General features: G+C 63.9%; 27 protein-coding genes. 18 read left to right on the forward strand and 9 right to left on the reverse strand.

All coding sequences use genetic code 11. From position 1 onward, the window contains the following. Positions 1-3 precede the first annotated feature (3 nt). The 7 genes from MF610_RS17425 to MF610_RS17455 are packed head-to-tail and all read right to left on the reverse strand — an operon-like array spanning position 4 to position 4914. Positions 4-789 (reverse strand): conjugation transfer protein, encoded by a 786-nt coding sequence (locus tag MF610_RS17425; protein ID WP_010409254.1) that lies wholly within the window; start codon positions 787-789, stop codon positions 4-6. After that, positions 786-1598: a DsbC family protein gene (locus MF610_RS17430; protein WP_125962562.1), complete on the reverse strand. Its 813-nt coding sequence runs from the start codon at positions 1596-1598 to the stop codon at positions 786-788. Before MF610_RS17430 ends, MF610_RS17425 begins: the two co-directional genes overlap by 4 nt. 20 nt (positions 1599-1618) lie before the next feature. Then, positions 1619-2941 (reverse strand): TraB/VirB10 family protein, encoded by a 1323-nt coding sequence (locus tag MF610_RS17435; protein ID WP_007406327.1) that lies wholly within the window; start codon positions 2939-2941, stop codon positions 1619-1621. Beyond that, positions 2938-3750: a type-F conjugative transfer system secretin TraK gene (locus MF610_RS17440; protein ID WP_007406304.1), complete on the reverse strand. Its 813-nt coding sequence runs from the start codon at positions 3748-3750 to the stop codon at positions 2938-2940. The genes MF610_RS17435 and MF610_RS17440 overlap by 4 nt, the downstream gene beginning before the upstream one ends. Beyond that, entirely contained in the window at positions 3747-4334 is a 588-nt protein-coding gene (locus tag MF610_RS17445) for a type IV conjugative transfer system protein TraE (protein WP_007406332.1), read from the reverse strand. The genes MF610_RS17440 and MF610_RS17445 overlap by 4 nt, the downstream gene beginning before the upstream one ends. Beyond that, positions 4335-4619, reverse strand: a complete 285-nt coding sequence (gene traL / locus MF610_RS17450; RefSeq protein WP_007406330.1) for a type IV conjugative transfer system protein TraL — start codon at positions 4617-4619, stop codon at positions 4335-4337. 40 nt (positions 4620-4659) lie between these two features. After that, positions 4660-4914, reverse strand: a complete 255-nt coding sequence (locus MF610_RS17455) for a hypothetical protein (protein ID WP_371262956.1) — start codon at positions 4912-4914, stop codon at positions 4660-4662. A gap of 231 nt (positions 4915-5145) precedes the next feature. On the opposite strand from MF610_RS17455, the gene MF610_RS17460 reads away from it, so the two are divergent. The 4 genes from MF610_RS17460 to MF610_RS17475 all read left to right on the forward strand — a co-directional run bounded on the left by MF610_RS17460 (position 5146) and on the right by MF610_RS17475 (position 7269). Continuing rightward, on the forward strand, positions 5146-5643 hold the full coding sequence (locus MF610_RS17460; protein WP_242201558.1) for a hypothetical protein: 498 nt from the start codon (positions 5146-5148) through the stop codon (positions 5641-5643). A gap of 138 nt (positions 5644-5781) precedes the next feature. Continuing rightward, positions 5782-6114: a helix-turn-helix domain-containing protein gene (locus MF610_RS17465; RefSeq protein ID WP_066782291.1), complete on the forward strand. Its 333-nt coding sequence runs from the start codon at positions 5782-5784 to the stop codon at positions 6112-6114. 140 nt (positions 6115-6254) lie between these two features. Continuing rightward, entirely contained in the window at positions 6255-6539 is a 285-nt protein-coding gene (locus MF610_RS17470; protein ID WP_066782290.1) for a hypothetical protein, read from the forward strand. Continuing rightward, positions 6517-7269 carry a GGDEF domain-containing protein gene (locus MF610_RS17475; RefSeq protein WP_242201559.1) on the forward strand — a complete coding sequence of 251 codons (753 nt, stop codon included), beginning with the start codon at positions 6517-6519 and terminating at the stop codon, positions 7267-7269. The genes MF610_RS17470 and MF610_RS17475 overlap by 23 nt, the downstream gene beginning before the upstream one ends. A 241-nt stretch (positions 7270-7510) precedes the next feature. On the opposite strand, the gene MF610_RS17480 is transcribed toward MF610_RS17475, so the two are convergent. After that, positions 7511-8059, reverse strand: coding sequence for a recombinase family protein (locus MF610_RS17480; protein ID WP_242201560.1), 549 nt, complete (start codon positions 8057-8059; stop codon positions 7511-7513). 439 nt (positions 8060-8498) lie between these two features. Between MF610_RS17480 and MF610_RS17485 the strand changes: the two genes are divergently transcribed. The 3 genes from MF610_RS17485 (at position 8499) to MF610_RS17495 (ending at position 11139) form a co-directional block, all read left to right on the forward strand. Continuing rightward, positions 8499-9332, forward strand: coding sequence for a replication initiator protein A (locus tag MF610_RS17485; RefSeq protein ID WP_242201561.1), 834 nt, complete (start codon positions 8499-8501; stop codon positions 9330-9332). Positions 9333-9770: 438 nt separating this feature from the next. After that, positions 9771-10574, forward strand: a complete 804-nt coding sequence (locus MF610_RS17490; RefSeq protein ID WP_242201562.1) for an RNA replicase — start codon at positions 9771-9773, stop codon at positions 10572-10574. Between the two features lie 289 nt (positions 10575-10863). Then, positions 10864-11139 carry a hypothetical protein gene (locus MF610_RS17495; RefSeq protein ID WP_132884039.1) on the forward strand — a complete coding sequence of 92 codons (276 nt, stop codon included), beginning with the start codon at positions 10864-10866 and terminating at the stop codon, positions 11137-11139. Here MF610_RS17495 and MF610_RS19200 read toward each other — a convergent pair. Next, a complete protein-coding gene (locus MF610_RS19200) occupies positions 11106-12023 on the reverse strand; it encodes a lytic transglycosylase domain-containing protein (RefSeq protein WP_339328550.1) in 918 nt (305 codons plus the stop codon). The two genes, MF610_RS17495 and MF610_RS19200, sit on opposite strands and share 34 nt — an antisense overlap. A 222-nt stretch (positions 12024-12245) precedes the next feature. Here MF610_RS19200 and MF610_RS17505 point away from each other — a divergent pair, with 222 nt between their 5' ends. The 11 genes from MF610_RS17505 (at position 12246) to MF610_RS17555 (ending at position 25314) form a co-directional block, all read left to right on the forward strand. Further along, complete coding sequence (locus MF610_RS17505; protein WP_029623217.1) at positions 12246-12875, forward strand: ParA family protein; 630 nt, start codon at positions 12246-12248, stop codon at positions 12873-12875. A 456-nt stretch (positions 12876-13331) separates the two neighbouring features. Then, positions 13332-14171 carry a DUF7146 domain-containing protein gene (locus MF610_RS17510; RefSeq protein WP_170170687.1) on the forward strand — a complete coding sequence of 280 codons (840 nt, stop codon included), beginning with the start codon at positions 13332-13334 and terminating at the stop codon, positions 14169-14171. A 58-nt stretch (positions 14172-14229) separates the two neighbouring features. Further along, on the forward strand, positions 14230-18444 hold the full coding sequence (locus MF610_RS17515; RefSeq protein ID WP_242201563.1) for a strawberry notch family protein: 4215 nt from the start codon (positions 14230-14232) through the stop codon (positions 18442-18444). Positions 18445-18608: 164 nt separating this feature from the next. Then, a complete protein-coding gene (locus tag MF610_RS17520; RefSeq protein ID WP_242201564.1) occupies positions 18609-20651 on the forward strand; it encodes a ParB/RepB/Spo0J family partition protein in 2043 nt (680 codons plus the stop codon). Between the two features lie 125 nt (positions 20652-20776). Then, the gene (locus MF610_RS17525; protein ID WP_242201565.1) at positions 20777-21715 is read left to right on the forward strand and encodes an ArdC family protein; all 939 of its coding nucleotides are present in this window, start codon (positions 20777-20779) and stop codon (positions 21713-21715) included. A gap of 27 nt (positions 21716-21742) precedes the next feature. Beyond that, on the forward strand, positions 21743-22222 hold the full coding sequence (locus MF610_RS17530; RefSeq protein WP_126027344.1) for a hypothetical protein: 480 nt from the start codon (positions 21743-21745) through the stop codon (positions 22220-22222). 40 nt (positions 22223-22262) lie between these two features. Beyond that, positions 22263-22577, forward strand: coding sequence for a DUF7673 family protein (locus tag MF610_RS17535; RefSeq protein WP_010408907.1), 315 nt, complete (start codon positions 22263-22265; stop codon positions 22575-22577). An 84-nt stretch (positions 22578-22661) separates the two neighbouring features. Next, on the forward strand, positions 22662-22853 hold the full coding sequence (locus MF610_RS17540; protein ID WP_024310640.1) for a hypothetical protein: 192 nt from the start codon (positions 22662-22664) through the stop codon (positions 22851-22853). A gap of 51 nt (positions 22854-22904) precedes the next feature. Then, entirely contained in the window at positions 22905-23549 is a 645-nt protein-coding gene (locus tag MF610_RS17545; protein WP_010408914.1) for a hypothetical protein, read from the forward strand. A 37-nt stretch (positions 23550-23586) separates the two neighbouring features. Next, complete coding sequence (locus MF610_RS17550; RefSeq protein WP_242201566.1) at positions 23587-23877, forward strand: hypothetical protein; 291 nt, start codon at positions 23587-23589, stop codon at positions 23875-23877. Positions 23878-24468: 591 nt separating this feature from the next. Next, a complete protein-coding gene (locus MF610_RS17555; protein ID WP_242201567.1) occupies positions 24469-25314 on the forward strand; it encodes a reverse transcriptase domain-containing protein in 846 nt (281 codons plus the stop codon). Positions 25315-25411: the final 97 nt, after the last annotated feature.

A 25411-nucleotide genomic window follows, 5' to 3' on the forward strand; every position in this document is an offset into this window, starting at 1 on the left:
CGATCAGTCCTCCACGCGCGGCGAGAAGGTCGCTGGGCGGTTACCCGGCGTGCTCGACGCGAGTTCGGGCGAAGCCGGCTTCTGCGTCGCGGCGATCGGCACACCCTTGCCAGCAGCCGCGTCGCGCGCCCTGGCCCGCGCGGCCGCGACCGCTGCCGCACTTGGTGCGCCGACCGCGCTCGCCGCACCTGCGGCCGCTGCCGGGGCGGCGACCTGCGCGACCTCGGCGGGCACCGGGGGAAGCGCGGCGATCGGCGCGCCGAGCTGCGAGAGGATCTCGGGGCTGACGTTGAGCGTCTGCGTCGCGGCAAGCGCCGAACCGTGGCCGTCGGTCGCCGCCAGCCACTGGCCGTTGTCGACCACCGCCTGCACGACCGCGGTCTCGTGGAAGCGCCCAGCCGCGTCGACATGCGAGGGGAACACGATCCGCAACACCTTCTGCGGCCCGACCCCCGCCGCCTGCGCCGGCACCGGCGTCGAGGCATAGGCGATCCGCTGCGTTCCCCCGCTGTTGCGCGCGGGTGCCTGGTACGGGCCTGCCGGATGATAGCCGCTGTCGCCGGTGATCTCGGCCAGCGCCTTGTCATCGATGACGGTCGCCGGCGAGCAGCTGCCGCCCTCGGGCGCGCCGCACGCGAACTTGCCCGAGATGTTGGTCCCCAGCGTGGTGCAGCTGGCGAGCAGTCCCAGGCTCGCGGTCGTCGCCAGCGCCGCAATACGCTTCGCGCGGGCGTGCGGGCGATAGTCGGAAACCGGGCAGGCCGGCAGGCGGATCACGGATCGGGTCACGACTTGGCTCCCTTCAACCATTCGACGAGCTGGGCCTTGGGCTTGAAGCCCTCGATCACCGCCCCGTCGGAGCGGACGATGACGGGCGTTCCGTTGATGCCGTGCGCCCTGGCGAACGCCTCGTTCTCATCGAGACCGCTGGTGTCGCACTTCGCGCCTGCCGGGACCGGGTTCTGCGCATAGGCCGCGCGGACCGCCGCATGACGATCGCGGGCGCACAGCACCTGGTCGGCGATCTCGCGGCTTCCCAGCACCGAGATCGGTCGCTCGATCACGCGCACGTTCATCGTCTCGAGCGCCTGACTGAGCGCGCGGCAGTAGCCGCAGTGGAAGTCCGAGAAGACGGTGACCGTCTGCGTACCCGATCCCCAGGTGATCGCGCCCTTGCTCGACAGCCGCGACACATCGAGCGTGCGGGCGACAGCGGGCTGGGTCGTGACGCGCGCACCCGCCCTCGCCGCGCCGGCCTCGGGCGCATCGGCCGTGGCATTGGCCTTTGCCGCGCCGCCCACCAGCATATCGGGATTGAGCGCGAGCAGCTTGGCGGCGGTCAGATCCTGCCGCGTCTCCATGTCATAGACGCGGCCGATGACGAGATAGCGCGCCGACTTGTCGACGTAGAACAGGTTCGCACCCGCCACGACCTCGCACAGCCCGTCGACCTTGGAGCAGTCGATCGCATCGACCTTGGTCTTGGGAAGCCGCTTCTGCAGCGCGACCTGGACCTGCGCGCCGATCGGCGCTTCGGCCGAGCCGGTCAGCAGCATCGCCGCCCCCGCCATCGCGCCGATCATGATAGTATTTGCCATGTGACCGCCTCCTTCCGGGCTCAGTTCTGGATGAAGACGCCTTCGAGGAAGACGATCTCGACATCGATGCCGGTCGGCATCTCGATGATGGGCTGGTACTGTTCGGCGCGCTCGATCAGGTATTTGGAAACTGTTCGACCGCTCTCGTCGGCGCCGCCGCCCAAAGCGCGCAAACCGACGTTGCCGATGCTCGGGGTGCGATTGATCCCTCCTTTGCCGTCTGTCTCGAAGGTTGCGAGTGGCTGGTTGAAGGCAGTGTTCAGCGCATTGCCTGCACCACCTACAAGCCCGGCAAAGAAAGCTTGCATCGCCAAGGAGCCCTCGCGACTGACGACACGGCCGCGCACGCCGGTCTTGCCGGCGAAGCTGATGAAGCCCTTCACGTCCGACACCGCGAACCGGCCATTGGCCTGCGGACAGGTCATCCGCTGCAGCTTCACATAGACCTTCTCGGAAGAGAGATCGCCGCGCGCCGCGCCGTTGATGACGCAGCCTTCGATCCGCGTCGTGAGCAGCTTGCCGTTCTGGTAGACCGAGCGCGCCGGGCCGGTGATGCGCAGGATCACCGGCAGCGGATCGGTCTGCGACTGCACCCCCGCCGAGGCGTCGACGCCGACGATGACCTTCGCCTTCGCGATCGAGTTGGGCGGCAGGTAATTGGGGCTGTCGGTGTAGCTGGTCGTGCCACCCGAGATCCGAGTCGCGGTGCCCGAGGGGCCGCCCTCGAACGACACCAGCTTGATCGAGCGCGACTGCGACACCGCAGCCGCTGCCGCCTCGCCCGCCGTCATCGGCGCGCCGGGAGTGCGGTAATTGGGCTGGCCGGGGCCATACATCTGCGTCGGAGCCGGCGCGGCCGGCGCGGCGTTACGCTGCGCGATCTGCTGGCGAAGCTGGTCGTTCTCCTGCTGATAGGCGCTCATGACCCGCTGGCCATCGCTCGCCATCGACTGCTTCTCGCCCTGGAGCGCGGCGATCTGCGCCTGCAACTGCTCCATCTGCGCGCGCTGGCCGTCGACGCCCTTCAGCTGATTGTTGATCGACTGCATCTGCGCTTCGGATGCGGCCTGCCATTCACGCTGCGACATGTTCCGGTTGACCATGTCGTCGGTGGTGATCTTCACCTCCTTCCCGTCGGTGCCGACCGGCTTCAGCTTGGCATCGTCGCCCATGACGTACCAGGAGCCCAGCACCAGCGCGACGGCGCCACCACAGCCGAGGTAGAGCAGCTGCTTCTTGCGGACGGCATCGTTGCCGGCCATCAGCTCGCTGTCCCCGCCCTCCTCCGGCTCGGTATCGAGCTGCTTGGCACGGTTACGCTGGAAGATGTCCTTGAGGCTCATGGCCGCACTCCGTTGGCGAGGCCCGAAGGCGTGACGATATAGGCGGTGGTGGCTTCACCGGGCTTGAGGTTGGGGTTGGCGACCGAGACCGCGATCGCGTTCGACGGTGCGATCGTTCCCTCGCCCAGCGCGACCGGAACCTTGCCCCGGTTCTCGATCCTGAGCGTGCGGCCTGCGAGGCTGGCGCCGCGATACTCGGCGACCATCTGGACCTTGAGCGAGCCAATCATCACCGGGTCGGTGACCGCGGGCCTGACCTCGAACCCTTCGAGCGGCGCGGACTGGAACATCGCCTGGACCAGCGTGGCGGACGCCTCCTGCGGCGATGCCGCGACGGCCGCGACCTGCGTTTCCGCGGCGCCACCGATATCCTTGTTCTCGACGAACACCTGCTGCGCGTCGTCGCCGGCGAGCCGGCACGAGAATTTGTACACATAACCCTTCGACGTCGTGCCGAAGAACGACACGTTCGGCCGCGAATAGGCTTCCGGGACCGACACATAGATGTCGCCCCGGGTCGGTTCATTGACCACGGTGAAATCGTCGGTATCGACCCCGGTGGTCAGCTTCGAGACGCTGGCGAAGCGATCGTCCTTGAGGCTGACGCGGGTCAGCCCCGACTTCGACATCGTGCAGGCGACCTCGCTGTTGTCCTTTGCCAGCACATGCTCGTCGGCGAAGGCCGGCGCGGCGAGGACCACGCCGCCCGCCACGATCATCCCCGCCCCGATCAGGCGCGATAGCGAACACAGGCGCGATGCGAAGGCGGTCCCGCCCCCGATCAGCCCGACTGCGACCCAGGCGGTCATGCGTCGTCTCCGATGGTTGCCGCGGCGTCCTTGTCGGCCTTGGTGACCATCCCGAAGCCCTTGAGCTGGAGGGTCAGGCCGCGATACGCCCAATAGAAGCGGAAGGTCTTCGGCTCGGCGGTGACCGACTTCGAGCCGACGACGGTGTGCAGCGTGCCGGTCACTTCCGAGGTCAGTTTCTCGGGATCGACCTTCATGCCGGCGAGCGTGAAATACTGGCTGATGCTCGATCCGCGCTGCTCGTTGAGGATCTTCATCAGGTCGCGCTTGAGCGAACCATGTGCTTCCGGCGTGGCGATCGCCAGGATCGAGTCCATCCAGTATTCGAGATTTTCGGGCGAGCGGTTGAGCGTCATCAGCGCGGTGTCGCGCGTGACCATCTCCAGATACTGCTCGCTGACCCCGCTCGACGAGAGCGTCAACGGGGAGCGGACGATCGGCTGCAGGACGATCTCCCGGTCACGGGTCGCGCCGACCAGGAACAGCAGCACCACGAGGCCCGCGAGGACCAGCGCGACGATGCCGAGCATGTTGCGCTGCTTGAGGACGCGCTGCGACTGCGCGAGACCGACAGAATAATCCATTTAGCCCACCATCACGCGAAGGTGGGAGGGCGGCGTCGCCTTCAGCCCGGTAAAACTCGACGGCAGGTGCCAGTAGGCCATGTGGAGAATCCACGACGTGGCCTTGCCGGCTTTGAGTTTCCGAAATCCCCACCATCCGAGCAACGAGACCATCAATCCGATCACGACGTGCTGCGACAGGATCCCCCAGATGAAGGGGATCGCCATCGCGAGGAACTCGTCCAGCGTCCAGAAGCCGATCAGCTCCGGGTCGTCGAGATGCGAAGGGATGGTGTACCGGTCCATAAGCTAAGCCGCCCTCCCAGCGGTTGATCCAGCCGACGCCTCAGATCGTCGCGGTGACGGTCGAGGTGACGATCGGGATACCCGTGCCCGCGCCGACACCGACGGCGACGGGAACGGCCACCTGGCCGAGGCTGAAGCGGCCCGACGCCAGCGCGACGATGCCGCCGGCCAGGCTCATGACGGTGATGATCTTGCCGCCCGAGCCCTCGAGGAAGTCCGTGAACTTCGTCAGCGCGGTATTGAACGTCGTATCGGCGCCGGCGAACGCCGCCGACGCGCCCAGGACCATCACCATCGCGATGATCGCCAGGCCGAGAAGGACGCCATTGATCTGGCCACCCTTCGGCATTGAAAGTGCAGACATGCTCTTTCCCCTTGAAAGACGAAGCGGATTGCTGCGTCACCCTTAAAAGGGAGGAAGAAACTGACTCCCGCAAGATGGAAAAAAATTACACTATTTGTCTCGCGCCAAGTACATCTTGGTCGCCCGGAACAACGCCCCGCCTACTGCGGATTCTAAGGCGGTATGACTTGGATCAGTGTAAGAAAATTACACTATTTGTTGATGCGCCTTGCCGGAGGAGATCCGGTTACGCATCGTATCGCATCTGGTCGGCTTTATGCGGCCGATGGCGACACCCGCCACTTTGTCGTATGGTCCGATATGCCCCAGGCGCTTTATACCTTCAAAGTGGATCACTCGCTGTTCCGCCTCGCCGTGGATGCGATGCGCATTCATTCATTGGCCACATGCGGATTTGAGACTGTTTCCGCTACCTCTATGAAAGGGTTGGAGAACTTCGTCGTTTGCCGTGATCCTGCCCCCTTTGTTCACGAGGCGCGAGATGCCGACATCCCCGGTCCGATTCGGGTCACGTTACGCATTCAGATGCACCAGAATGACCTGTTTCAGCGCGCGCGTGCCCATGCTGGCGACGCATCCGGATCGCTTGCGCCAATTCGGCTCACCTTCATTATCGGGCTACTCGCCGCATTTCATGGAACATTTACGGAGAGTTCATGAATCGCGCTGCGTGGCGGTGGTTGACAACGTGAACGGATAGATGCGTATTAGACCCCTAACGGGGGTCGCAGTATGTACCACCAGTCTACAAAGGCTTCAGTCTGCGAAGATCGGCAACAACGTCTTCACGCGTTGTTCATGGCTGAGTGGCGTCTGAAGAAAGTGACAAATGCCGAAATGGCTCGCCGCCTCGGCAAGAGCCTTAGCCTCGTCAACAAAATCCGAGCCGGCCAAACGCCCTTCACAGGGCGACTGATCGACCAGTTTGTTGATATCCTGCAGATCGACCCTGTCCGCGCCTATATCGCCGTCGACATCCTTCACGAGCCGATGGTGTACTACAGCCCGAGGTTCGCGACCGCAGTTACCGAAAGCCTCGAGTATTTCTCGGCAATCCTTTCCGATCCCGACATCCCCGAGATAGTGACTGGCTCCGAACGCGGCATCGGTCGAACTGGGCTGACCGGCTGAAGTCGGTCGTCGACACTACCAGTCTCGAAATGTACCGCCCCGTCTTACCGTCACATCACCTTGCGCTAAGCGTCCGAGTGGCAGAATGACGCTTGCTTATGCCCAGCGACCCATCCGAGATCAAAAAAAGCACGCGGTCCATGCGCCTGAAAAAGGAGCGGGAAGACAATGCGGGGTACCGGCGGTCGACCGTGGCGCTGTCGCCCGTAGCATTAGCGATCGCAGAGCGACTTCAGGATCGTCTGGGCCTCGGCTCCAGGGAAGCTGTCATCAACGCGGTTTTCGAGCGCATCGACTCCGATCGATATCTCAAATACGAATTTCTAGGGCCAGAGGGCTTCCGTTCGCCACCATCGCTGGCCGAACCCGAGGCTTCAAACCACGAGACAGCGGACCACGGACATGCGGCAAAGGCCACCAGCTGACGAGTCGGGTCATGCCATTGTCGATTTTCTCGACGAGCATCGACTGCCGCACAGCCCCGAGAATTACGGCTTCGCTCACACCTATTTCGAAGGTGCTGACGAGGCCCATTTCATGGCCGTCGCCAATCTGATCGACGGCGGTTATCGCCTCCGACAGGAAGACGTGCGAGCGATTTCGGCACCAGCGGATCTCCATGGCACCGCGACGACGATCGGCGAGCTCTCAACAGAGGTCATGCACATCATCGGTGCAACTACCCAGGAGGCAAATGCCTTCGTGAAGACCCTGACGCTGACCGCGGCCGAACTGGTCTCCGCCGACGGAAGCATCCATAGCGCGGTCGCGCGCATGACCGCCCAGGCAGAGCGCGCCGAAGAGCGGTTGAAGCAGATGAGCCTTCAGACGGCCCTAGTCCGCGAGCGCCTACGCTCGCTGGGCGTCGATACTGACATCGATCCTGCTACCTCGCTCCTCAACCGCATCGCGATCGAGTCGGTGCTCACCGCTGCACTCGGGCGGGAAGGCCCTACCCTTCTTGCGCTGGTTGCGCTCGATCAAGTCACCTCGATCGGGGCGACTCATGGGATCGGCGTCGTCGAGCGGGTCCTGCGCGCGCTGGGCCAGACATTGCGGGATCATTGCATGCCGCACCGGGTCGGCCGCTGGAGGCAAAGCGGATCGCCATCGTGTTCGACAACTGCGACCACGAAGCCGCCCGCGATATGCTGAACGCAGCCCGCAAGGCATTCTCGAGGCGAAAGCTGCAACGCGTCGAGAATGAGACGCCGATCGGCGAGGTGACATGCTCGGCGGGGCTCGTACTCGCCCCCAACGCTGTCTCAGAGGATCTGATCGCAGACGCTGCCGATGCGCTGGCCCGAGCTTCGAATGCCTCGGGCAACCGGGTTATTCTTGAGCAGCCAGCTGCGCGCCCATTCCCGTGAAATCTGATGCTCGCCGGCACCGCAACCTATCGCGCGGGGAAATGCCTGTAAAACGTCGAGATCGAGACGCCGATCGCGCGCGCGATCTCGCGGGACGACATCTCGGTTTTGAGCAGCTTTGTCGCCGCGTTCCGGCGTTCTTCGGTCATCATCGTCTTTCGCCCCCCGAAGCGGCCCTTGCGCCGTGCAACGGCCAAGGCAGCAGTGGTCCGCTCACGGACCAGCTCGCGTTCCATCTGTGCCATTGCCGCCAAAATGTTGAAGACGAGCCGTCCCGCCGTTCCCGAAGTGTCGATCCCATCAGTGATCGAGCGCAGCCCGATCCCCTTCTCGTCGAGGTCGGCCGACAGATCGACCAGCCCCTTCATGGTGCGGCCGAGGCGGTCCAGCTTCCATACGACCAGCACGTCCCCCGATCGCGCATAGACGATCGCTTCGGCCAGGCCAGGCCGGTTCACTTTTGCCCCGCTGGCCTTGTCGGAATAGAGCCGCTCGCAGCCGGCTTGCTTCAATGCCTCGATCTGGGGCGTCAGATCCTGGTCGGCCGTCGACACCCGCGCATAACCGATCAACATGCAATTTTCCCGAAACTCATCGACAACGGCCCTGTCGCTGAGTTACTAACGGAAATGGGTTTTGAGAAGTGCGCATTTTTGCCAACTCCCAACGGGATCGGCCGATCGCGTTCACGGACGGCGGTATTCCCATGAGGGCGTCGCAAATCAGATCATTTGCGAGGTGGTCGGTGATACCTCCGATCTCCGAGCCGAGCGAAGCGAGGGGATTGATCCGCGAAAGCACGAGTCCTTGGCGAAATGACCTACGCGTCGGGGACCCGACTTCGTCATACATCCCTCACTTCGTGCTTTCGCGGATCAATGCGAAGGGCGGAGTTCGTGCTTTTGCGGATAATTGCAAAGCGGGGCTACGGTGACGCACGCCACGCGAGTTGCCAAGGGGTCCGGGCAGATGCCGATAAATCAGGGCGACCTTTTCTCACTCGACAGCCCGCTCATGAGCGAGGTGCGCGGCGAGCGGTCATTGATGGCATTTCCATTTTTCGCACTCAGCAAGGGCAAATGGACCAAAACTCTCGCCTATAAAACCGACAAGGTTTCGATCGAGATCGTCCCTACCGCCAAGGGCGTTGCCACGATATACGATAAAGAAATCGTTTTATATATCGCTAGCTTGATGGTTGCGAAACTCGAAGCGGGCGAGCAGGTCTCACAGGATTTCTACTTTACGGCCCACGACCTGTTTTGCGTTACCGGCAACAACACATCGGCGCGATCGTACGCGCGCCTTTCGCAGGCATTGGAGCGGCTCCAAGGCACTCAGATCAAAACCAATATCGAGGCTGGAGGCGAAGGCGAGGAGGGTTATTTCTCGTGGCTCTCGGAGGCGAAGCTGTATTACACCAAAACCGGCACGAGCGATGGTGACAAGCGCCTCAAAGCAGTTAGGGTACGTCTATGCGACTGGCTTTTCCGAGCCATTCTTCACGATCGGCAGGTTCTGGACTACGCACCAGCCTATTTCCAACTCGGCCCTGTCGAAAGGCGGCTTTACGAAATAGCTAGATCCAGTTGCATCAGTGGCCCTTACGAACTGACCCTCGACAATCTACGTCTCCAACTCGGTTACCAGAACTCACTCGCTCATTTTCGACATGCCTTGAAGGCAATACTCGAGACAAACTCCATCCCAGATTACCGCGTGACGCTATTTGATGCTCCGCAGGCTGAACCAAACGCTACGCCTCGACCTGGTCGGAAGACCGGACATTGTCAGGTATTGATCGAGCCAAAGGTAACCCTGCCACTAATCGCCACCACGGTTGCATGATTCGACTCATGCGATGCTTTCTGCGGCATTCATCCGCGAAAGCACGAAGCCATCACACCGATTGATCCGCGAAAGCACGAATCCTGCCCTAATTGATCCGTGATAGCACGAGCGATTTATCTGTTTGATCCGCAATAGCACGAACTGCCGGCGCTTCCGCCCGTCCACGAAATTTTGCAGAGTTCGCCAGCCGGCACACCGCCGGATAGGAAGCGGCCGTGATCACATAAACGAATGCCCGGCACGAATGCCGGGCACCCTGGAACGAAATGAGCGATGCTTGCCGGCATCGACCAGGCTTCAGACGCCCCTCTCATACTCGTTCTCGAACTACGGTTCAAGGGAGCGCGCTTCGCGCCACGCTCTAGTTTTGCCTTGGTCCCGGCCCCACGAAGGGGACGGAAGATGGGAGTTGTTACCCTCGCGAAAGCGAGCTTCATGGCGCTCGACCGCATCGAGCGGACGCAGCCGAGAGCACGATCGGGCGCGGCAAACCCGACTCGAGCGCATGTTCACCCAAACAGCCGAAAGGCCGGCACATTTGAGGATGACTTCTTTTACAGCTACGCGAAGGGCGAACCCGACCGGCTCTACAAGCAGGCGGCCGAGCTGCTGAAGCACAAGAACGCGGTACGTCGCATCGCCCGTGCCGAGGGCCGCCAGCTCACCGAGGACGAACGCCTCGCCACCCTGATAACCAACACAGCATTGCGCGTGTTTGAGCAGCTTACGACTTTGGCGCGAACGTGCGCCGGCAAGGTGTTCCCGACCTGGGAATGGATCGAGGCGGCTGCCGGCGTCTCACGCGCCAGCGTCGGACGTGCGCTGGTGGCGCTCACCAGCATGGGCCTTCTCGACAAGCAGCGGCGATGCGTGCCGATCGATCCCCCGGCCGATCGCCCCAAGGCACGCAATGCGCAGACCTCCAACGTCTATCGCATGAGCTTCCCCAACCGGCTTACCCGCTTCCTTCCGCGTCGTCTCCGGCCTGTCCCCCTCCCCGACGATGTGGTGCAGCGCGAGGCCGATCGTATCGAGCAGATCGAGGCTATGCGCCTCTGGCGTTCGCCCCGTCAGGTTGTCGCCGAGGAGATCGAGGACGCCGGCTTGCGGCAGGTGCTGGACCGCCTTGCCATCGCTATCGAGAAACAAGAGTCTCAAAAAAATGGTCAACCGCTCCTTAATTCATCTCTTCAAGGGACAAACGGAGTTGGCCTAGTCGGCCAACGCTTTGACGCCTGACGGCGAAAGCAGTCCTGAGACGATCGGATGCGCACAACCCCAACCGAAAATGCCCAGCCGCAAAGTAGGACGCGCCGCTTCGCGTCGCGATGCTCCCGAGAGGAGCAGGCGTTTACCGTCGCGCTCAAATGGCCGCCTTCGTGCTTGGTGCAGCCGTTTTTGGTGCGTCATCGCCACCGTAGCGCCATGCTGAGCACCCGACTTGCGTTTGAAAACGCAGCCCACCTGGTAACTTATGGGCGATTCAGCGGTTAATGGACCGTCAGCATCTTGCTGCTAGGTGGTCGGCATGCCCCAAGCGACACTTCAGGCCTGGCTTTCACTCTATGCCGCGGTCGGCGTCATGGTGGCGATGTGCGCTGTCCTTGCGATGATAAAGACCGCCCACGATTATCGTACGGGAACCAGTAAGCTCCCCACCGCGACCGTCCTCGACAAGGTACTCGTTGCACCCCGGTTATGGATACGTTGGCAGATCAACTATCTGCTCGGCGCGCCGGCGATCCTCGGAATTGCGATCTATTACGCGCACTACCTCGGGTTCGATACTCTTGTAGATGTGTAAGCGAGTAACTGGACCCCCCTGCCCCGGAATTCCTGTCGATCCACTGCCAAACCGGCGGTCTGAATCGATGCTGTCCTGAACGATCCGGTGCTCCACCCTCGAGTGATCGCTGTGACATAGTCCATCGTCTCGCGAAACGGCGGAATACGGCGCATCGATCGAACGCGTCCTGGACCTGCATTGTATGCGGCCAAGGCTAGATCGACCCGCTTGAACTCATCCAGATGCGCGCGGAGGTATCTGGCCCCTCCCCTCAGGTTCGACAACGGATCTCTCGAATTGAAAACTCCAAGTCCACGCGCTGTACCGGGCATCAATTGGGTAAGGCCAACGGCGCCCTTCGGTGATACGATCAATGGGTCATAGCGGCTTTCCTGGGCCACCAGTGCATCGAAAAGCCCGACTGGCACACCAGCTTCGCACGCCACGGCCTGGATCAAAGGGTAATATTGAGCCCGCCGAGCTTCGAGCCAGCCTGGAAAATCGCCGCGTGGACGGTAGGGTGTGATTGAGCAAGCCTGTGGGGTGTAGAGATAACTTGCCATATCGGACATCGCCGCCCGGCGAGCTCCCCCCGAAACCTGGCCAGTCTGCATCCAAAGGGGCACCGATATATGCGACGTGCTTATTGCCTCCTCTTGGGGTTCCATTACGGGGCTGCCGAATGATCTGAAGTCATTGCCTAAAACGGCTTCCATGCTTGGTACTGGCGGCGTTCCGTCTGTTCGCATACCCCGCGTTCTCGGGCCCACATCGATGACGGCTTCAACTGCCTGCCCATCAAATGTCATTACCTCGGCCTGCTTAGCTGCCGATGTTTGCGCCCATAGCAGTGCCATAACACTACCCACTACGCATAAGCTCGAGTTCGATCGCGTGTTCATCGATCATTGAACATCATGTTTCGAACAACCGCACAACGTGGAAAAAAATTCCACTATCTCCCAGCGCTTAATCCAGACTAAGTCAGGCAAACCCCCGTGGGTAGCAGCTAGATCACAGATATCTGCTGGATGGGTATCAGCTAGCTACCACATAGGTAGCGGTTGCCAAACTGCTAGAGAGCGGCTAGCTATCCAGTCGTTCGAACTATCACAGGATCGGTCATGGCTGCTGTCGTGGCATTCGTCTCACAAAAAGGCGGTGTAGGAAAAAGCACCTTGGCAAGAGCCCTTGCTCGCGAGGCGGCGGCAGGCGAACTGCGGGTTAAAATCGCCGATCTCGATACTCAACAGGGCACTTCGGTCGATTGGCACCGAGCACGCCTTGGCATCTCCATCGAGCCGATTGTGTCGGTTGAGGCATTCAAAACCGCGTCTCAGGCCCTGGCCGCTGCAGACGGCTTCGATCTGCTTATCATCGACGGCCCCGCTCGGACCAGCAAAGCTACACTTGAAATTGCACGGTCATCGTCACTCGTGGTTCAACCCACCGGCGCATCCTTGGACGATCTCAGGCCTGCCGTCCGCGAATACCATGCCCTTGTTAAGGAGGGTATCCCGACTGGACGGCTCGTTTTTGCGCTCAACCGCATTGGAACTTCGGCTGAAGAAAATGACGCGCGGGCGTATTTGACCGAAGCGGGGTATAATGTCCTCGACGGTTCGATCGTGGAACGACCAGCATACCGGCAAGCGCAGAACCAAGGCCTGTCAATTACCGAAACCAAATTCTCCGGCCTTAACCAGCGGGCTGATACTCTGATCCAATCCCTAATCGACAAAGTAGCGGGGTGAATGATGGCCGATATCTCGAAGCTAAAGAAGGCTACTCGTTTGGGTTCACCCCCACCAATCAGTGAGGCGAGCCAGAATTTGGATGCACCCGAAGTAGCCCCCGCCCCTCCGGCTGCACCGCTGGTAACCGCAACCCGCATTGACGCCCGCAGTTCGCGCAAGACTAACCGCACTCAACAGTTTGCGACTAGGGTCACACCCGAATGGGACAATCGAATCCGCGAAATAGCTCAACGTGAGGGTCTGCTTCTTACAGAAGTGCTCGAGAAGGCACTCGACGCTTATGAGAATCTGCTAGCTCAAAGGTAGCTAGCCGCTAGATACCAGCCATCTCAACGCTAGATAGCGGAGGTCTAACTGCTAACACGGTGATCTTCCGCTAGCTGCTAGCCAGCAGCTACTGAGTCACCTAGGACGGGAGAGAAGGGGGTCAGAGGCAGCGAGAAAGGATCGGTCATGCCCCTCGTTGCGCTAAAACCCACCCAGACCATCGTGGACATCGTCGGCGCCCTCGGCGGCACCTGGCACGGCTACAACGCCATGTGCCGTTGCCCGGCCCACGCCGACAGCGACCCCAGCCTCTCGATCCGGCAGGGCCATGACGGCATCCTCGTTCACTGCTTCGCCGGTTGCGCTGCCGAGGACGTACTCCGCGAGATCGCCCGCATCAGACCCGGACGCACCTATGACCCACCCGCTGAACAGCGTGCCGGCAGACCCGCCAACGTCGAACGGCTGTGGAACGAGGGGTTGCCGATCGCCGGAACGCCCGCGGAAGCCTATCTCCGCTTTCGCGGCATCACCGGCGCCTTCGACGACCTGAGCTACCACCCGCGCTGTCCGTGGGGACCGAAACCGCATACGCGGTTCCTCCCGGCGCTGCTGATCGCGGCGCGGGAGGGGCGCACGCTGCGCTCGATCCAGCGCATCTTCCTCGACCTCGCGCATGGCGGCTATCTCGACAAGGCTACGCTCGGCACGCCGGGAGGTGCGACCTGGCAGGGCATGCGCGTCACCGACACATTGGCGCTGGGTGAGGGGTTCGAGACCTCGGCCGCCTTCACCCAGATCCACGGCATCCCGTGCTGGGCGACGCTCGGCGCGGCGCGGCTCGACCGTGTCCACATCCCCGATAGCGTCACCACGCTGATCTTCGCCGAGGACAATGACTTCGAGGGCCGACGCGCACGACGCAAGGCGTGGGCCGCCTATCGGCCGCGCGGGCTGACGCTGAAGCGGATGCCGCCACCCTCACGTTATGGCGACTGGGCCGACGTCGTGAAACCCGGAGCCTGAGAGGGAAGGGGGGTCGGGGTCGTGAGCTGCACGAGCAGCCACAGACCCGGAGACCCCCATGAGCGACCTGTTCGACCCTGCGCCCGCGCGCACCGACCACGCTACCGCCGCCGCTCGCCTGCTGATCCCGGCGATCGCCAGTGAGCCGAAGATCACGCGCGCGATGCTCAATGACGCGATGATCCGCGCCTATGGCGGCACCGACGCCGATGGTCACTGGACCCAGCGCGAGAGTTTCGAGGTGCTGGAGCATGCGACCGCGCTGGCGGTATGCGCAGCAGGCACCACGCCGGCGGTCGACGCCGCGATCGGGCTTATGGCGCGCCTTCCTACCCAGACCGTGCGCAGCGAGGAGCAGATCGACTGGCAGCAATTCTCGACGCCGCTCGATCTCGCCACAATCGCGGTGATGCTCGCGGCGGTTCGGGCCGATGACATCGTGCTCGAACCGAGCGCCGGTAACGGTCTCCTGGTCGCGGGCCTCCCGCCGATCGCGGCGCTTCAGCTCAACGAGATCGATCCCGCGCGCCGCGCGCGGCTGTCCGCCACTTTCCCGAAAGCCAGCGTTACCGGCCACGACGGCGCGCAGATCGCGAGCGTCATGGCGTCCGCGCCTCGTCCCAGCCTCATCCTGATGAACCCGCCGTTCTCGCGCTCGCTCGGCCGCGGTGCCGACGCGCTCGCGGCGGTCCGCCATCTGCAGGCGGCGATCAAGCGGGTCCGCCCTGGCGGGCGCGTCGTCGCGATCATGCCCGACTGGTTCTTCAACTCGGCGCGTATGGGCGCAATCTGGTCGACGACGCTCGCCAGCGTCGCGCTCCGAACATCGATCCGGCTGACCCATGCCTATGGCAAGCACGGGACGGGGGTCGCGGTGCGCCTCTATGTCATCGACAAGACGGTGGGTGATACGACGACGATCACGGTGCAGCGCCGCGATGTCAGCGACCTGGTCGACGCGCTGGTCATCCCGTCCCGTCAGGATCTGATCCCGGAGACCGCCACCCCGACGCCGGTCAAGCGGGGCGGGGGGCTGTCGCTCCTGCGCAGCGTCAGGTCGAAGCCCGCTACCACCCCGCGCATCTTCCGCGCTCCCGCGAGGAACGAGGTTCTGCCGGTCGGCTACCAGGTGCTCGAGACGCCGGCGCCGCTCGCCGAGCAGTCCGGTGTCTATCTGCCCTATCGGCCGAGCCGTATCGTGTTCGACGCTGCCGGCGAGCATCCGACCGCGCTGGTTGAATCGATCGCGATGGGCTCGATCCCCGCGCCGATCCCCGTCCATGTTCCTTCGCTGCCGGAACGCACCGTCACGGAACGGCTGTTGTCCTCCTCGCAACTCGAGACCGTCGTCTATGCCGGCCATGCCTGGACCCAGTATATTCCTGGCCTCAGCAAGCCCGACAAGGAGGGGGTGGGGCTGGTACTGTCCGAGGACGGACGCGCGTACCGCAAGGGCTATTTCCTGGGCGACGGCACCGGGGCAGGGAAGGGGCGGCAGGTCGCGGCCGTCATCCTCGACAACTGGCTGGCGGGTCGCCGCAAGAACATCTGGATCAGCAAGAACGAGGCGCTCCATGCCGATGCGATCCGCGACTGGACCGCGCTCGGCGGTCTCGCGGCCGACGTGCAGCCGCTGTCGCGCTGGAAGATCGACGAGCCCGTCACGATGGACGAGGGCGTCCTGTTCGTGACCTATCCGACGCTGCGCTCCAACCGCGGCGACGCCACCCGGCTCGATCAGATCATCGCCTGGGCGGGTGCCGACTTCGACGGCGTCATCGCGTTCGACGAAGCGCATGAAATGGGCGGCGTCGCGGGTGGCGAAGGGTCGATGGGCACCAAGAAGGGCTCCCAGCAGGGCATCGCCGGCGTACTCCTCCAGAACCACCTGCCAGACGCGCGCGTGCTCTACGCCTCGGCGACCGGCGCGTCGGAGGTGAACAACCTCGCCTATGCCGTGCGTCTCGGTCTGTGGGGGCCGGAGACGGCTTTTGCCAACCGCGAGGCGTTCATCACCCAGATCCGGCAGGGCGGGATCGCGGCGATGGAACTGGTCGCGCGCGATCTCAAGGCGACCGGCCTCTACACCGCGCGCGCGCTGAGCTTCGCCGGGGTCGAATATGACATCCTCCGCCACGAGCTGACGCCTGAACAGATCGCGGTGTACGACACCTATGCCGATGCCTGGGCGATCATCCATCGCGGCCTTGAAAAGGCGCTCGAACTCACCGGCGTCGTCGACGGCAACGAGGGCAAGACGCTCAACTCGGGCGCGAAGGCCGCGGCGCGCTCGCGGTTCGAAAGCTGCAAGCAGCGGTTCTTCGGGGCGCTCCTCCTGTCAGCGAAGCTCCCGACCGTCATCGCGGCGATCGAACAGCATCTGGCGGCCGATCAGTCGGTCGTGCTGCAGCTGGTCAGCACCGCCGAGGCGATCCTCGACCGCCGCCTGGGCGAACTGTCGCCCGACGAGCGCGCCGACCTCGACATCGATCTCTCCCCGCGCGAGGCCGTGATCGACTATCTGACGCGGGCATTCCCGGTCCAGCAGATGACCTTCTTCCGCGATGACACCGGCGAGGTGCGCTCGCGACCGCTGTTCGACGAGAGCGGCCACCCGGTCACCAACCCCGAAGCCGAAGCCGAGCGCGACAATCTGGTCGAGCAGCTTTGCGCGCTGCCGCCGATCGCGGCCGTGCTCGATGCCATCATCACCCGGTTCGGCACCGAGATGGTCGCCGAGGTGACGGGGCGCACCAAGCGCCTCATCACGGTGAGCGGGGGAGGGCAGAAGCTCGAATCGCGCTCGGCCCGCGCCACGCAGGCCGATTCCGCCGCCTTCATGGAAGGCACCAAGCGCATCCTGGTCTTCTCCGACGCCGGCGGGACCGGGCGGTCTTATCATGCCAGCCTCGATGCGAAGAACCAGCAGCAACGCGCGCATCTGCTCCTGGAGCCGGGCTGGAGGGCCGATCGCGCGATCCAGGGCCTGGGACGTACCCACCGCACGCATCAGGCCTGCTCGCCCCTGTTCCGGCCCGTCACGACCGACTGCAAGGGCGAACTCAGGTTCACCTCGACCATCGCGCGGCGTCTAGACAGCCTCGGCGCTCTGACGCGCGGCCAGCGCCAGACCGGGGGGCAGAATCTGTTCGACCCGGCCGATAATCTCGAAAGCGACTACGCCAAGGCGGCGCTCATCAGCTGGTATCACCTGCTCGTCGCGGGGAAGCTGACCAGCACCAACCTCACCGATTTCCAGCATCGCACCGGCCTGGAACTGCTCGATACCGACGGCGTGTTGAAGGAGGATCTCCCGCCCATCCAGCGCTGGCTCAACCGGTTGCTGGCGCTGCCGATCGGGCTCCAGAACTGCATCTTTGACGAATTCCTGGCGCTGGTCGAGGCACGGGTCGCGGCCGCGCGCGAGGCGGGGACACTCGATGTCGGCGTCGAGACGATGACGGTCGAGACCGCGACCGTGCTCGACGATACGATCCTGCGCACCGACCCGGTCAGCAAGGCGACCTCGCACCTGCTGACGATCGAGGTGACCCGGCGCCGCAACCCCATGTCGCTCGAGCGCGTGCTGCGCATCGCCGATACCGACCAGACCGCCGTGTTCGTGCGCAACGGCAAGTCGGGCAAGGTCGCGCTGCGCACCAACGCGCGCTCCTGGCTGACCGAGGACGGGGTGGCGGTGTCGCGCATCGAACTGATGCGTCCGACCCGGCACGAATATCTCGCACTCGACGATCTCTACGAGACGGCCTGGGAGGAATGCAGCCGCGCACGGTTCGAGGCGGAATGGTCGGCCGAGGTCGACGAGATCCGCGGCAAGCTCGACGTCGAGACGATCCGGCTCGCGACCGGCCTTCTGCTGCCGATCTGGTCGGCGCTGCCAAGCGACCATCTCGTGGTCAACCGCGTGGTCGATGCCGAGGGTCGCTCCTGGCTCGGGCGCATGGTGTTCCCGGGCGACGTGCCGGCGCTGTTCTCGAAGATGGGCCTCGACAGCAACGACGTGCTCAGCCCGGCCGAGGTCGCGCGCGCCGCGATGGAGGGCGGGACGGTCACGATCCGGCGACCGTTCGTGTGCGAGGTGAAGCGCGTACGCGTCAACGCCAAGCCGCGCATCGAGATCAGCGGCGCACCGGCCGACCAGCTCGCGTGGCTCAAGTCGATCGGCTGCTTCACAGAGATCATCGCCTACAAGACGCGCGTCTTCATCCCCGTCGAGACGGCCGATGCGGTTCTCGCAAAGCTGATGGCCTGACCGGCACGATAACAGCCAGCTAGCAGCAAGGTAGCCGCTTGTCGGCGAGCCCCAGTCGCCCTCCCGCCCAAGCGGGAAACGAGAGGGGAGAAGGAGCGGGGAGGGTGTCCGGGTCGGGGGAAACACCCATGCACCGGACACTTTCCCGCTCATGGAGACGATAGATGACCCAGACCGTCAAACTCGCGAAGCTGAAGCGTTCCGAGAAGAACGTGCGCACCACCCCGCCCAAGAATATCGAGGCGATGGCCGCCAGCATCCGCGCTCGCGGCATCATGCAGAACCTGCTGGTGACCGCCGCCCGCCCGAAGGGCATGTTCGAGATCATCGCCGGCGATCGCCGCTATCTCGGTGCGATGATGCTGGCCGAAGCCGGCGAGATCGTTGCCGCCGACTATGACGTGCCGGTCAAGATCATCACCGGCGACGAGGCGGACCTGCGCGAGGTGTCGCTGACCGAGAATTTCCAGCGCGAGCAGATGACCGTCGCCGAGGAATGCGTCGCGTTCCAGCACTTCCTCAAGACCGACGGTGACGTCGACGCGGTCGCCAAACGGTTTGGCCAGACCCGCCGCTTCATCGAGGGACGGCTGCGCCTCGCCGATCTTGCCGAACCGATCTTCGAAGCCCTGGCCGCGGGCAAGATCTCCTACGAGATGGCCAAGGCCTACGGCTCGACGGCCGACAAGGCCAAGCAGGAGCGCGTGTTCGAGCAGTATGGTCACTCATCCTACGTCAACGCCGACCAGATCCGTCGCGCGATCGCCAACGACACGATGAAGGCGACGGATCCGATCGCGATCCTGGTCGGTGCCGATGCCTATGTCGCCGCGGGCGGCCGCATCGAGCGCGAACTGTTCAGCGAGGACGGTGACCGCTGGACCGACCCGGAACTCGCGCAGACGCTCGCTGCCTCGCTGATGGAGGCCGAGGCCAAGCGGCTCGGCGAGGAACTGGGCGTCGCATGGGTGCGCCCCGTCGCCACGACCAGCCTCTACGGCATCACGTCCGACCTCCACCGCGTGACGCTGCCGGCAGCGCCGCTGACGGACGAGGAACAGACGCGCTGCGACAAGATCGAGGAGCGCGTGCAGGTCATCGAGAGCGATATGGAGGACGAGGGTATCGATGACGACACCTATGCCGCGCTCGATGCGGAATCGGATCGGCTGCGCGAGGAATATCAGGCGATCCACGACAAGGCGCCCGAGCTGACCGACGAGGTCAAGGGCCAGGTCGGCGTCTTCCTGACGCTCGGCCGCGACGGCAAGATGACGCTCGACACGACCTATTACAGCGAAACGCCGATCCGCCTGCCCGGGGACGATCGGCCGCTGCCGTCGTCGCCGTCGTCGCGTCGCACCGCCGACCTGCCGCCCGAGGCGGTCGCTCCTGGCGGCAAGCCGCTCAGCGCGCGGCTCCATGACGAACTGGCGGTCCAGCGCCGCGACATCCTCGCCGCCTCGATCCTCGGCGATCCGGGGCTCGCGCTCGACTATATGCTGTTCTGCCTCGCCGACCCCAGCCACGGCTACGGCCGCTACGGGACGACGGTTCGGGCAGGGCGTCCGCAGGACCCGCAGATGCCCAAGGATCAGCCCGCCACGCAGGCGCAGGTCGCGATCGCCGAAGCCCGCGAGGGTCTCGACACGTCGTGGACGGAAGGGTCGAACCCGGTCGAGCGGTTCGAGGCGTTCCGCGCGCTCAGCGACGACGCCAAGGCGGCCTGGCTCGCGGTCGTGGTGGCGACCTCGCTCGAGGCCAAGCCCGATTACAGCTCGGTCACGACCAACCCGCTCCATGCGCGGCTCGCCTCGATCCTCGAGATCGAACCCGCCAAATGGTGGCGCCCGACCTCGGCGAACTTCTTCGACCGCGTGTCGAAGGGTACGCTGCTCGCGCTGCTTACCAGCGTCGGGGGCGCGCCGCTCGCGGCCCGCTACATGGCATCCAAGAAGGGCGAGATCTCGACCAGCTGCGAGAAGCTGTTCGCCGGCGAGGCGATCACCGAGGCGGAGACCAAGGAAGCGGCGCTCGCCTGGGTGCCCGACGCGATGCGGTTCGACCTCGTGTCGGCCGCCGATGCTGACGAGGCGTTCGGCGACGAGCCCGACGATGAGGGCTTCGACGACGACGGCGACACCAATGATCTCGGTGCCGACGATGCCGGAATCGACAGCGACGAGGCGCTGATCGCGGCCGAATAGCCCCCCGATACCCCCGGCCCGTTCGTCTCCCGGGCACACCTTGGCGGCTGTCCCTCACCGGGGCGGCCGCCTTCTTTTTACCCGCGGCCCGTCACGCGTGGCCCGCGCATCGAGGGAGTTTTCCCATGACCTTTCCCCGCAAATCGACTGCGCCGCGCCGCGATATCGCGGCCGAGATCACCGACCTCATCATTGCCAAGCTGGAAGCCGGCGTCCTCCCCTGGTCGCGCCCCTGGGGGCTGACCGGGGCAGGGGGCCGACCGCTGCGGCATTGCGGCACGCCCTACACCGGCATCAACGCGCTCTATCTCTGGGCAATCGGCGACGCCCAGGGGTTCTCTGGCCGCAACTGGATGACCTACCGACAGGCGACCGAGCTGGGCGGGCAGGTCCGTCGCGGCGAGCATGGCGCGCACAGCGTCTATTATTCGACCTTCTCGAAAACAGAGGCGGACCGCGTCACAGGCGAGGCCGCAACCAAGAATATCCGGTTCCTGCGCTCGTACACGGTGTTCAACGTAGACCAGATCGACGGCCTCCCGGCTTATTATTATCCGGTGCCAGCACCGCCCGAGCCTCGCATCGAGAGCCGGCACCGCGCCGCGATCGATGCCTTTTTTGGGAGCCTGCCTGCGACCGTTCGACATGGCGGCGACCAGGCGTTCTATTCGCCGATCGGCGACTATATCCAGCTGCCGCAGCGCGGGGCATTCCGCTCGGACGATCATTACGCCAGCACGCTCGCCCACGAATATGTCCATTATTCGGGTGCGCCGCAGCGCCTCAACCGCGAGTTCGGCAAGAAGTTCGGCGACAACGCCTATGCGTTCGAGGAGCTGGTCGCCTGCATCGGCCAGTGCCTGGTCTGCGCCGACCTCAATCTGCCCGGCGAGCTGCACGACAACCACGCCAGCTACGTCGATCATTGGCTGAAGATCCTGAAGGGCGATTCAAGCGCGATCATCAAGGCCGCGGCGAAAGCCGAGCAGGCGGTGACCTGGCTCCATAACGCCGCCGCGGGTGGCGTGCCCGGGATCGACCAACCCGAAGCCCTCGCAGCATGACCTGGAGATCGCACCATGCACATCGAATTGCGCAAGCTGAAGGTGGTCGACGCTTTGTCCGAGGAAACGACCTGCTACTCGGCCGAGATCTGGATCGATGGGCAGCGCGCCTTCCTCGCCTCGAACCGCGGTCATGGCGCCGCGGACGATTACCATGCCGTCGGCAGCGTCACCGAACAGGCGGTCGATGCCTGGCTCGCCGCCAACCGGCCCGTCTCGCGGCTCGGCGACAGCGTCATGCCGCACTGCCTCGAATTCGAGGTGGCGGCGCTCATCACCCGGATCGAGGAGGCGAAGCGGCTGCGCCGGCAATGCCGGACGAAGCTGGTGACGATCGAGGGCGACCAGGTGTTCTGCTATCGGCTCAAGGGCAGGACACCCGCCATCGTGTTCGCCGGCGTGCAACGCCTCACCCCGTCGGCGCGCATGGTCAACGGCGATGACGCCGCGCTCGACGAGGCGGTCGCCGTGATGATCGCCCAGGCCGGGAAGCACGCCCCATCCTGATCGCATGACAGCTTCCACCCGATAGGACAGGATACGCACCATGCAACCGCAACGCCGCCCCCTCATCCGCGCACTCGCCTTCGACGAGGTCGGCGCCGCGATCGGCCGCCTCGTGGATGTCGCCTCGTCCGATACCGGGCAGGCCGCGCGCGTCGCGGACTTCCTGCTGGCGTGGTGGAATGGTGACGACAACGGCCACTTCCCCATCCTCCACCTCAGCAACTGCGACGCGATCATTTCCGAGGACATGCTAATTGTCATGGCCTGGCTCGCGCAGGAGCCTGCGATCTATCCCGATGCGTGGGGCTATCGTGACGCAATGGTCGACCTTGTCGGCCGATGGAGGCTGCGATGAGCGCACGGCCGTTACAACCATTATGGGCCTGCTTTCGTTTGCCCCGAACGCAATCATGGCGGCAGACCGTAGTGGGAGACTGGCATGAGCGACAATATACGGCTCGCGCTAATGCGGCAGGCGCTCGCGCTTTATGACGCGACCGACGACGGAGCGACCGTTGCCGCCTGTCATCTGCAGGCCGCGGTCGACGCGGAGCAGGGTCTGCGGCCTATGCAACCGGGCGAGGACATCGATCCTGAAATACCGGAGCAATTACGTAACTGGTTATCGTGAAGGGGAGGGGGAGCGAATTTCTGAGCGCGTGAGGCGCTCGGGAGATCGCTCATGCCCTACGATGTCGCCTTCCGCCACCAGCAGGCGCTCGACCCGAGCGCGCTGGTCACGATTGGAGCAAGCCTTCACGCCATCACCCGCGCGATCGACGACTGCCGCAACGCCGGCATCGCCTTCGAGACCGATCCCGCGGTCATCCTGCTCGCCCGCCATCTCGCAAGCGTCACCGCGCGGCAGTCCGAAGACGCGCTCCTCAAGCGGCGCTGCATGGACCGTATCGCCGAGCTGCGACAGCACCCGGCGCTGCTGACGCTCGCGGTGCGCGGCGTCGCGCACGATGCGGCCGCCAAGGATCGCTTCCACAGCGACGGACGCAAGGCGCTGCGCCGGCTCGCCGAAACGCTGGGGCTCGACCCCGCGCACTACGACCTTCGCTCGAACCGCAGCCACGCCTCCCGGTCCGGCGAGATCACCCTCCACGGCGAGGAGCTGTGGATGCAGCTATCGCTCCACGGCACCATGGCCGACCGCGAGGTCATCTACCGCCGCGTCAGCGGTCGTCACGATCACCTCGGGGAGCGCGACTGCTACGCCTCGATCCGCGACCTGCTCGCGCCCGAGCGGTTCGCCGTGCGGCTGCGCAAGGAATTGCGGCTCACACCGCCGGTCGCCGAGCCGGTCAGCCTGTTCGGCTGATCGATCACCCGTCCACACACGCGAAAGGACCGCCATCATGGGCTGGCTAAGCATGCCGCTGTCGTCGATGTTCCCGCACACAGGCCCCAAAGCCTATCTCGACGCGCAATTCACCTACGACAACCGCGATGCCGACGGGAAGGGCAAGGCGCTGCGCGTCATCGCCTCTTCCTGCCTGCGCAACAAGGTCTGGTACGCGGCCGTGGTGCCGTCGACCGACGGCACCGACGAACCCGCCTTCGCGGCCGTCTGCCTGGTCAGCTGGAATCCGCGTGCCAAGGACGGATTTGTGTTCGCCTACAAGGATAGTGCGCCGTTGCGGCGCTGAAATGGAGTATCAGTGATGATGAGGTAAGTTGAGAATGCCTCTGCTCGCCGGACTAACCTCGGGCCTCACAAGGTCTGAAATCCCGAAAGGGACGGGGAACAATAGCATGTTCGGAAAAGGCCAGATGCGTCTTAGTCGCAAATGGAGGCGATGACGGTCAGGGCAAGGTGCGTATGGTGAAGGCTACACTGCTTAAATCCCAGTCTGCAGCAATCTATATAGCGATACTGGCGAAAGCGACTGTCACGCCAGGTCCGGATGATGACAGCGGTCTCATGTCTTGGCCGCCTGTTTCTCAGCCCATCCGGTGCGCCTCTCGTCGAGGGGTTTAGTGGACGAACGGGACACCTAACCGCGCCGCATCTCCATTCAGCGTAACTACGGGATGCCCTAAACAGGCGGCTTCTGCCGGCCTGCATGGGTACGGAGCCGCCATATTACTCAAATGCCCGGGGTAATGCCCGGGACATCGACCTCTTCGGAGGCGGCGGTGCAACTGTATAAGGTCTCGAGCGATCGGGCCGAAAGCGGGGAAGACCGGGGGAAGGGCGGCAGCTGTGATTCTTCAACCACCGATCATGGGGTGTGCTGATGCTGCCAGAAACTGTGAAAGGCCGGTTGGAGGCCATTCCGGCGCTCGTTGCGTCGGGCAAAAGGGTGAATGGACTCTATCGTCTGATGGGGTCTCGCCTCCTTTGGGAGGAGGGGCTCCAGAAGATCGGATCCAACAAGGGTGCGATGACGCCGGGTATTGACGGCGAGACCTTCGCGGACTTCGGACCGGAAGACCTCGACCCGATTATCGCCAGCGTGACGGCAGGGACCTATGATCCCAAACCAGTGCGTCGGGTGTTTATCCCGAAAGGCAAGGGCAAACGGCGTCCGCTGGGCATTCCCACGCGCGACGACCGCCTCGTTCAGGAAGTGGCGCGGCAACTGCTCGAACGGATCTATGAACCGGTGTTCTCGAACGCCTCCCATGGATTCCGGCCGGGCCGGTCGTGTCATACGGCGCTTGAACACGTCAAAGCCGTATGGACGGGGGTGAAATGGCTCGTAGATGTGGATGTCGCGGGGTTCTTCGAGAACATCGACCACGACATCCTCCTGCGGCTGTTGCGGAAAAGGATCGATGACGAGAAATTCATCGGCTTGATCGGCAGCATGCTTAAGGCGGGTGTTATGGAAGACCGGGTTCACACCCGGACCTACAGCGGCACTCCGCAGGGCGGTATCGTCTCTCCAATCTTGGCCAACATCTACCTCCATGAACTCGATATGTTCATGGCGGAACGGATCGCGGCTTTCGAGAGGGGGAAGGTCCGTGCCACGAACCCGGAATATGGGCGACTGGCTGGGCGCATCCAGAAACAACGGAAGCGCGTCACCATGCTGGGGTCGGTACACAGAACATGGGGTAATCGCGGATCGTACTGAACCCTTTTACGACTTGGACGGGCGATATCGGTGCCATCAAAGTTCGGCGCTAAGATGAAGCGCTGGTTGGGGAAGTAGCCCTGATCCTGCCTATGAC

The organism is Sphingomonas hankookensis (assembly GCF_022664465.1).
Taxonomy (GTDB): Bacteria; Pseudomonadota; Alphaproteobacteria; order Sphingomonadales; family Sphingomonadaceae; genus Sphingomonas; species Sphingomonas hankookensis.

Bases quoted from the DNA above. Each gene is read 5' to 3' on its own strand.
- MF610_RS17475 (WP_242201559.1), top strand. From the start codon at position 6,517: ATGCGGCAAAGGCCACCAGCTGACGAGTCGGGTCATGCCATTGTCGAT.
- MF610_RS17515 (WP_242201563.1), top strand. From the start codon at position 14,230: ATGAGCGACCTGTTCGACCCTGCGCCCGCGCGCACCGACCACGCTACC.
- MF610_RS17435 (WP_007406327.1), bottom strand. From the start codon at position 2,941: ATGAGCCTCAAGGACATCTTCCAGCGTAACCGTGCCAAGCAGCTCGAT.
- MF610_RS19200 (WP_339328550.1), bottom strand. From the start codon at position 12,023: ATGAACACGCGATCGAACTCGAGCTTATGCGTAGTGGGTAGTGTTATG.
- MF610_RS17430 (WP_125962562.1), bottom strand. From the start codon at position 1,598: ATGGCAAATACTATCATGATCGGCGCGATGGCGGGGGCGGCGATGCTG.
- MF610_RS17490 (WP_242201562.1), top strand. From the start codon at position 9,771: ATGGCGCTCGACCGCATCGAGCGGACGCAGCCGAGAGCACGATCGGGC.
- MF610_RS17510 (WP_170170687.1), top strand. From the start codon at position 13,332: ATGCCCCTCGTTGCGCTAAAACCCACCCAGACCATCGTGGACATCGTC.
- MF610_RS17495 (WP_132884039.1), top strand. From the start codon at position 10,864: ATGCCCCAAGCGACACTTCAGGCCTGGCTTTCACTCTATGCCGCGGTC.
- MF610_RS17455 (WP_371262956.1), bottom strand. From the start codon at position 4,914: ATGGTGATGGTCCTGGGCGCGTCGGCGGCGTTCGCCGGCGCCGATACG.
- traL (WP_007406330.1), bottom strand. From the start codon at position 4,619: ATGGACCGGTACACCATCCCTTCGCATCTCGACGACCCGGAGCTGATC.
- MF610_RS17485 (WP_242201561.1), top strand. From the start codon at position 8,499: ATGAGCGAGGTGCGCGGCGAGCGGTCATTGATGGCATTTCCATTTTTC.
- MF610_RS17545 (WP_010408914.1), top strand. From the start codon at position 22,905: ATGCCCTACGATGTCGCCTTCCGCCACCAGCAGGCGCTCGACCCGAGC.
- MF610_RS17480 (WP_242201560.1), bottom strand. From the start codon at position 8,059: ATGTTGATCGGTTATGCGCGGGTGTCGACGGCCGACCAGGATCTGACG.
- MF610_RS17520 (WP_242201564.1), top strand. From the start codon at position 18,609: ATGACCCAGACCGTCAAACTCGCGAAGCTGAAGCGTTCCGAGAAGAAC.
- MF610_RS17540 (WP_024310640.1), top strand. From the start codon at position 22,662: ATGAGCGACAATATACGGCTCGCGCTAATGCGGCAGGCGCTCGCGCTT.
- MF610_RS17525 (WP_242201565.1), top strand. From the start codon at position 20,777: ATGACCTTTCCCCGCAAATCGACTGCGCCGCGCCGCGATATCGCGGCC.
- MF610_RS17445 (WP_007406332.1), bottom strand. From the start codon at position 4,334: ATGGATTATTCTGTCGGTCTCGCGCAGTCGCAGCGCGTCCTCAAGCAG.
- MF610_RS17505 (WP_029623217.1), top strand. From the start codon at position 12,246: ATGGCTGCTGTCGTGGCATTCGTCTCACAAAAAGGCGGTGTAGGAAAA.
- MF610_RS17550 (WP_242201566.1), top strand. From the start codon at position 23,587: ATGGGCTGGCTAAGCATGCCGCTGTCGTCGATGTTCCCGCACACAGGC.
- MF610_RS17460 (WP_242201558.1), top strand. From the start codon at position 5,146: ATGACTTGGATCAGTGTAAGAAAATTACACTATTTGTTGATGCGCCTT.
- MF610_RS17535 (WP_010408907.1), top strand. From the start codon at position 22,263: ATGCAACCGCAACGCCGCCCCCTCATCCGCGCACTCGCCTTCGACGAG.
- MF610_RS17440 (WP_007406304.1), bottom strand. From the start codon at position 3,750: ATGACCGCCTGGGTCGCAGTCGGGCTGATCGGGGGCGGGACCGCCTTC.
- MF610_RS17555 (WP_242201567.1), top strand. From the start codon at position 24,469: ATGCTGCCAGAAACTGTGAAAGGCCGGTTGGAGGCCATTCCGGCGCTC.
- MF610_RS17465 (WP_066782291.1), top strand. From the start codon at position 5,782: ATGGCTGAGTGGCGTCTGAAGAAAGTGACAAATGCCGAAATGGCTCGC.
- MF610_RS17470 (WP_066782290.1), top strand. From the start codon at position 6,255: ATGCGCCTGAAAAAGGAGCGGGAAGACAATGCGGGGTACCGGCGGTCG.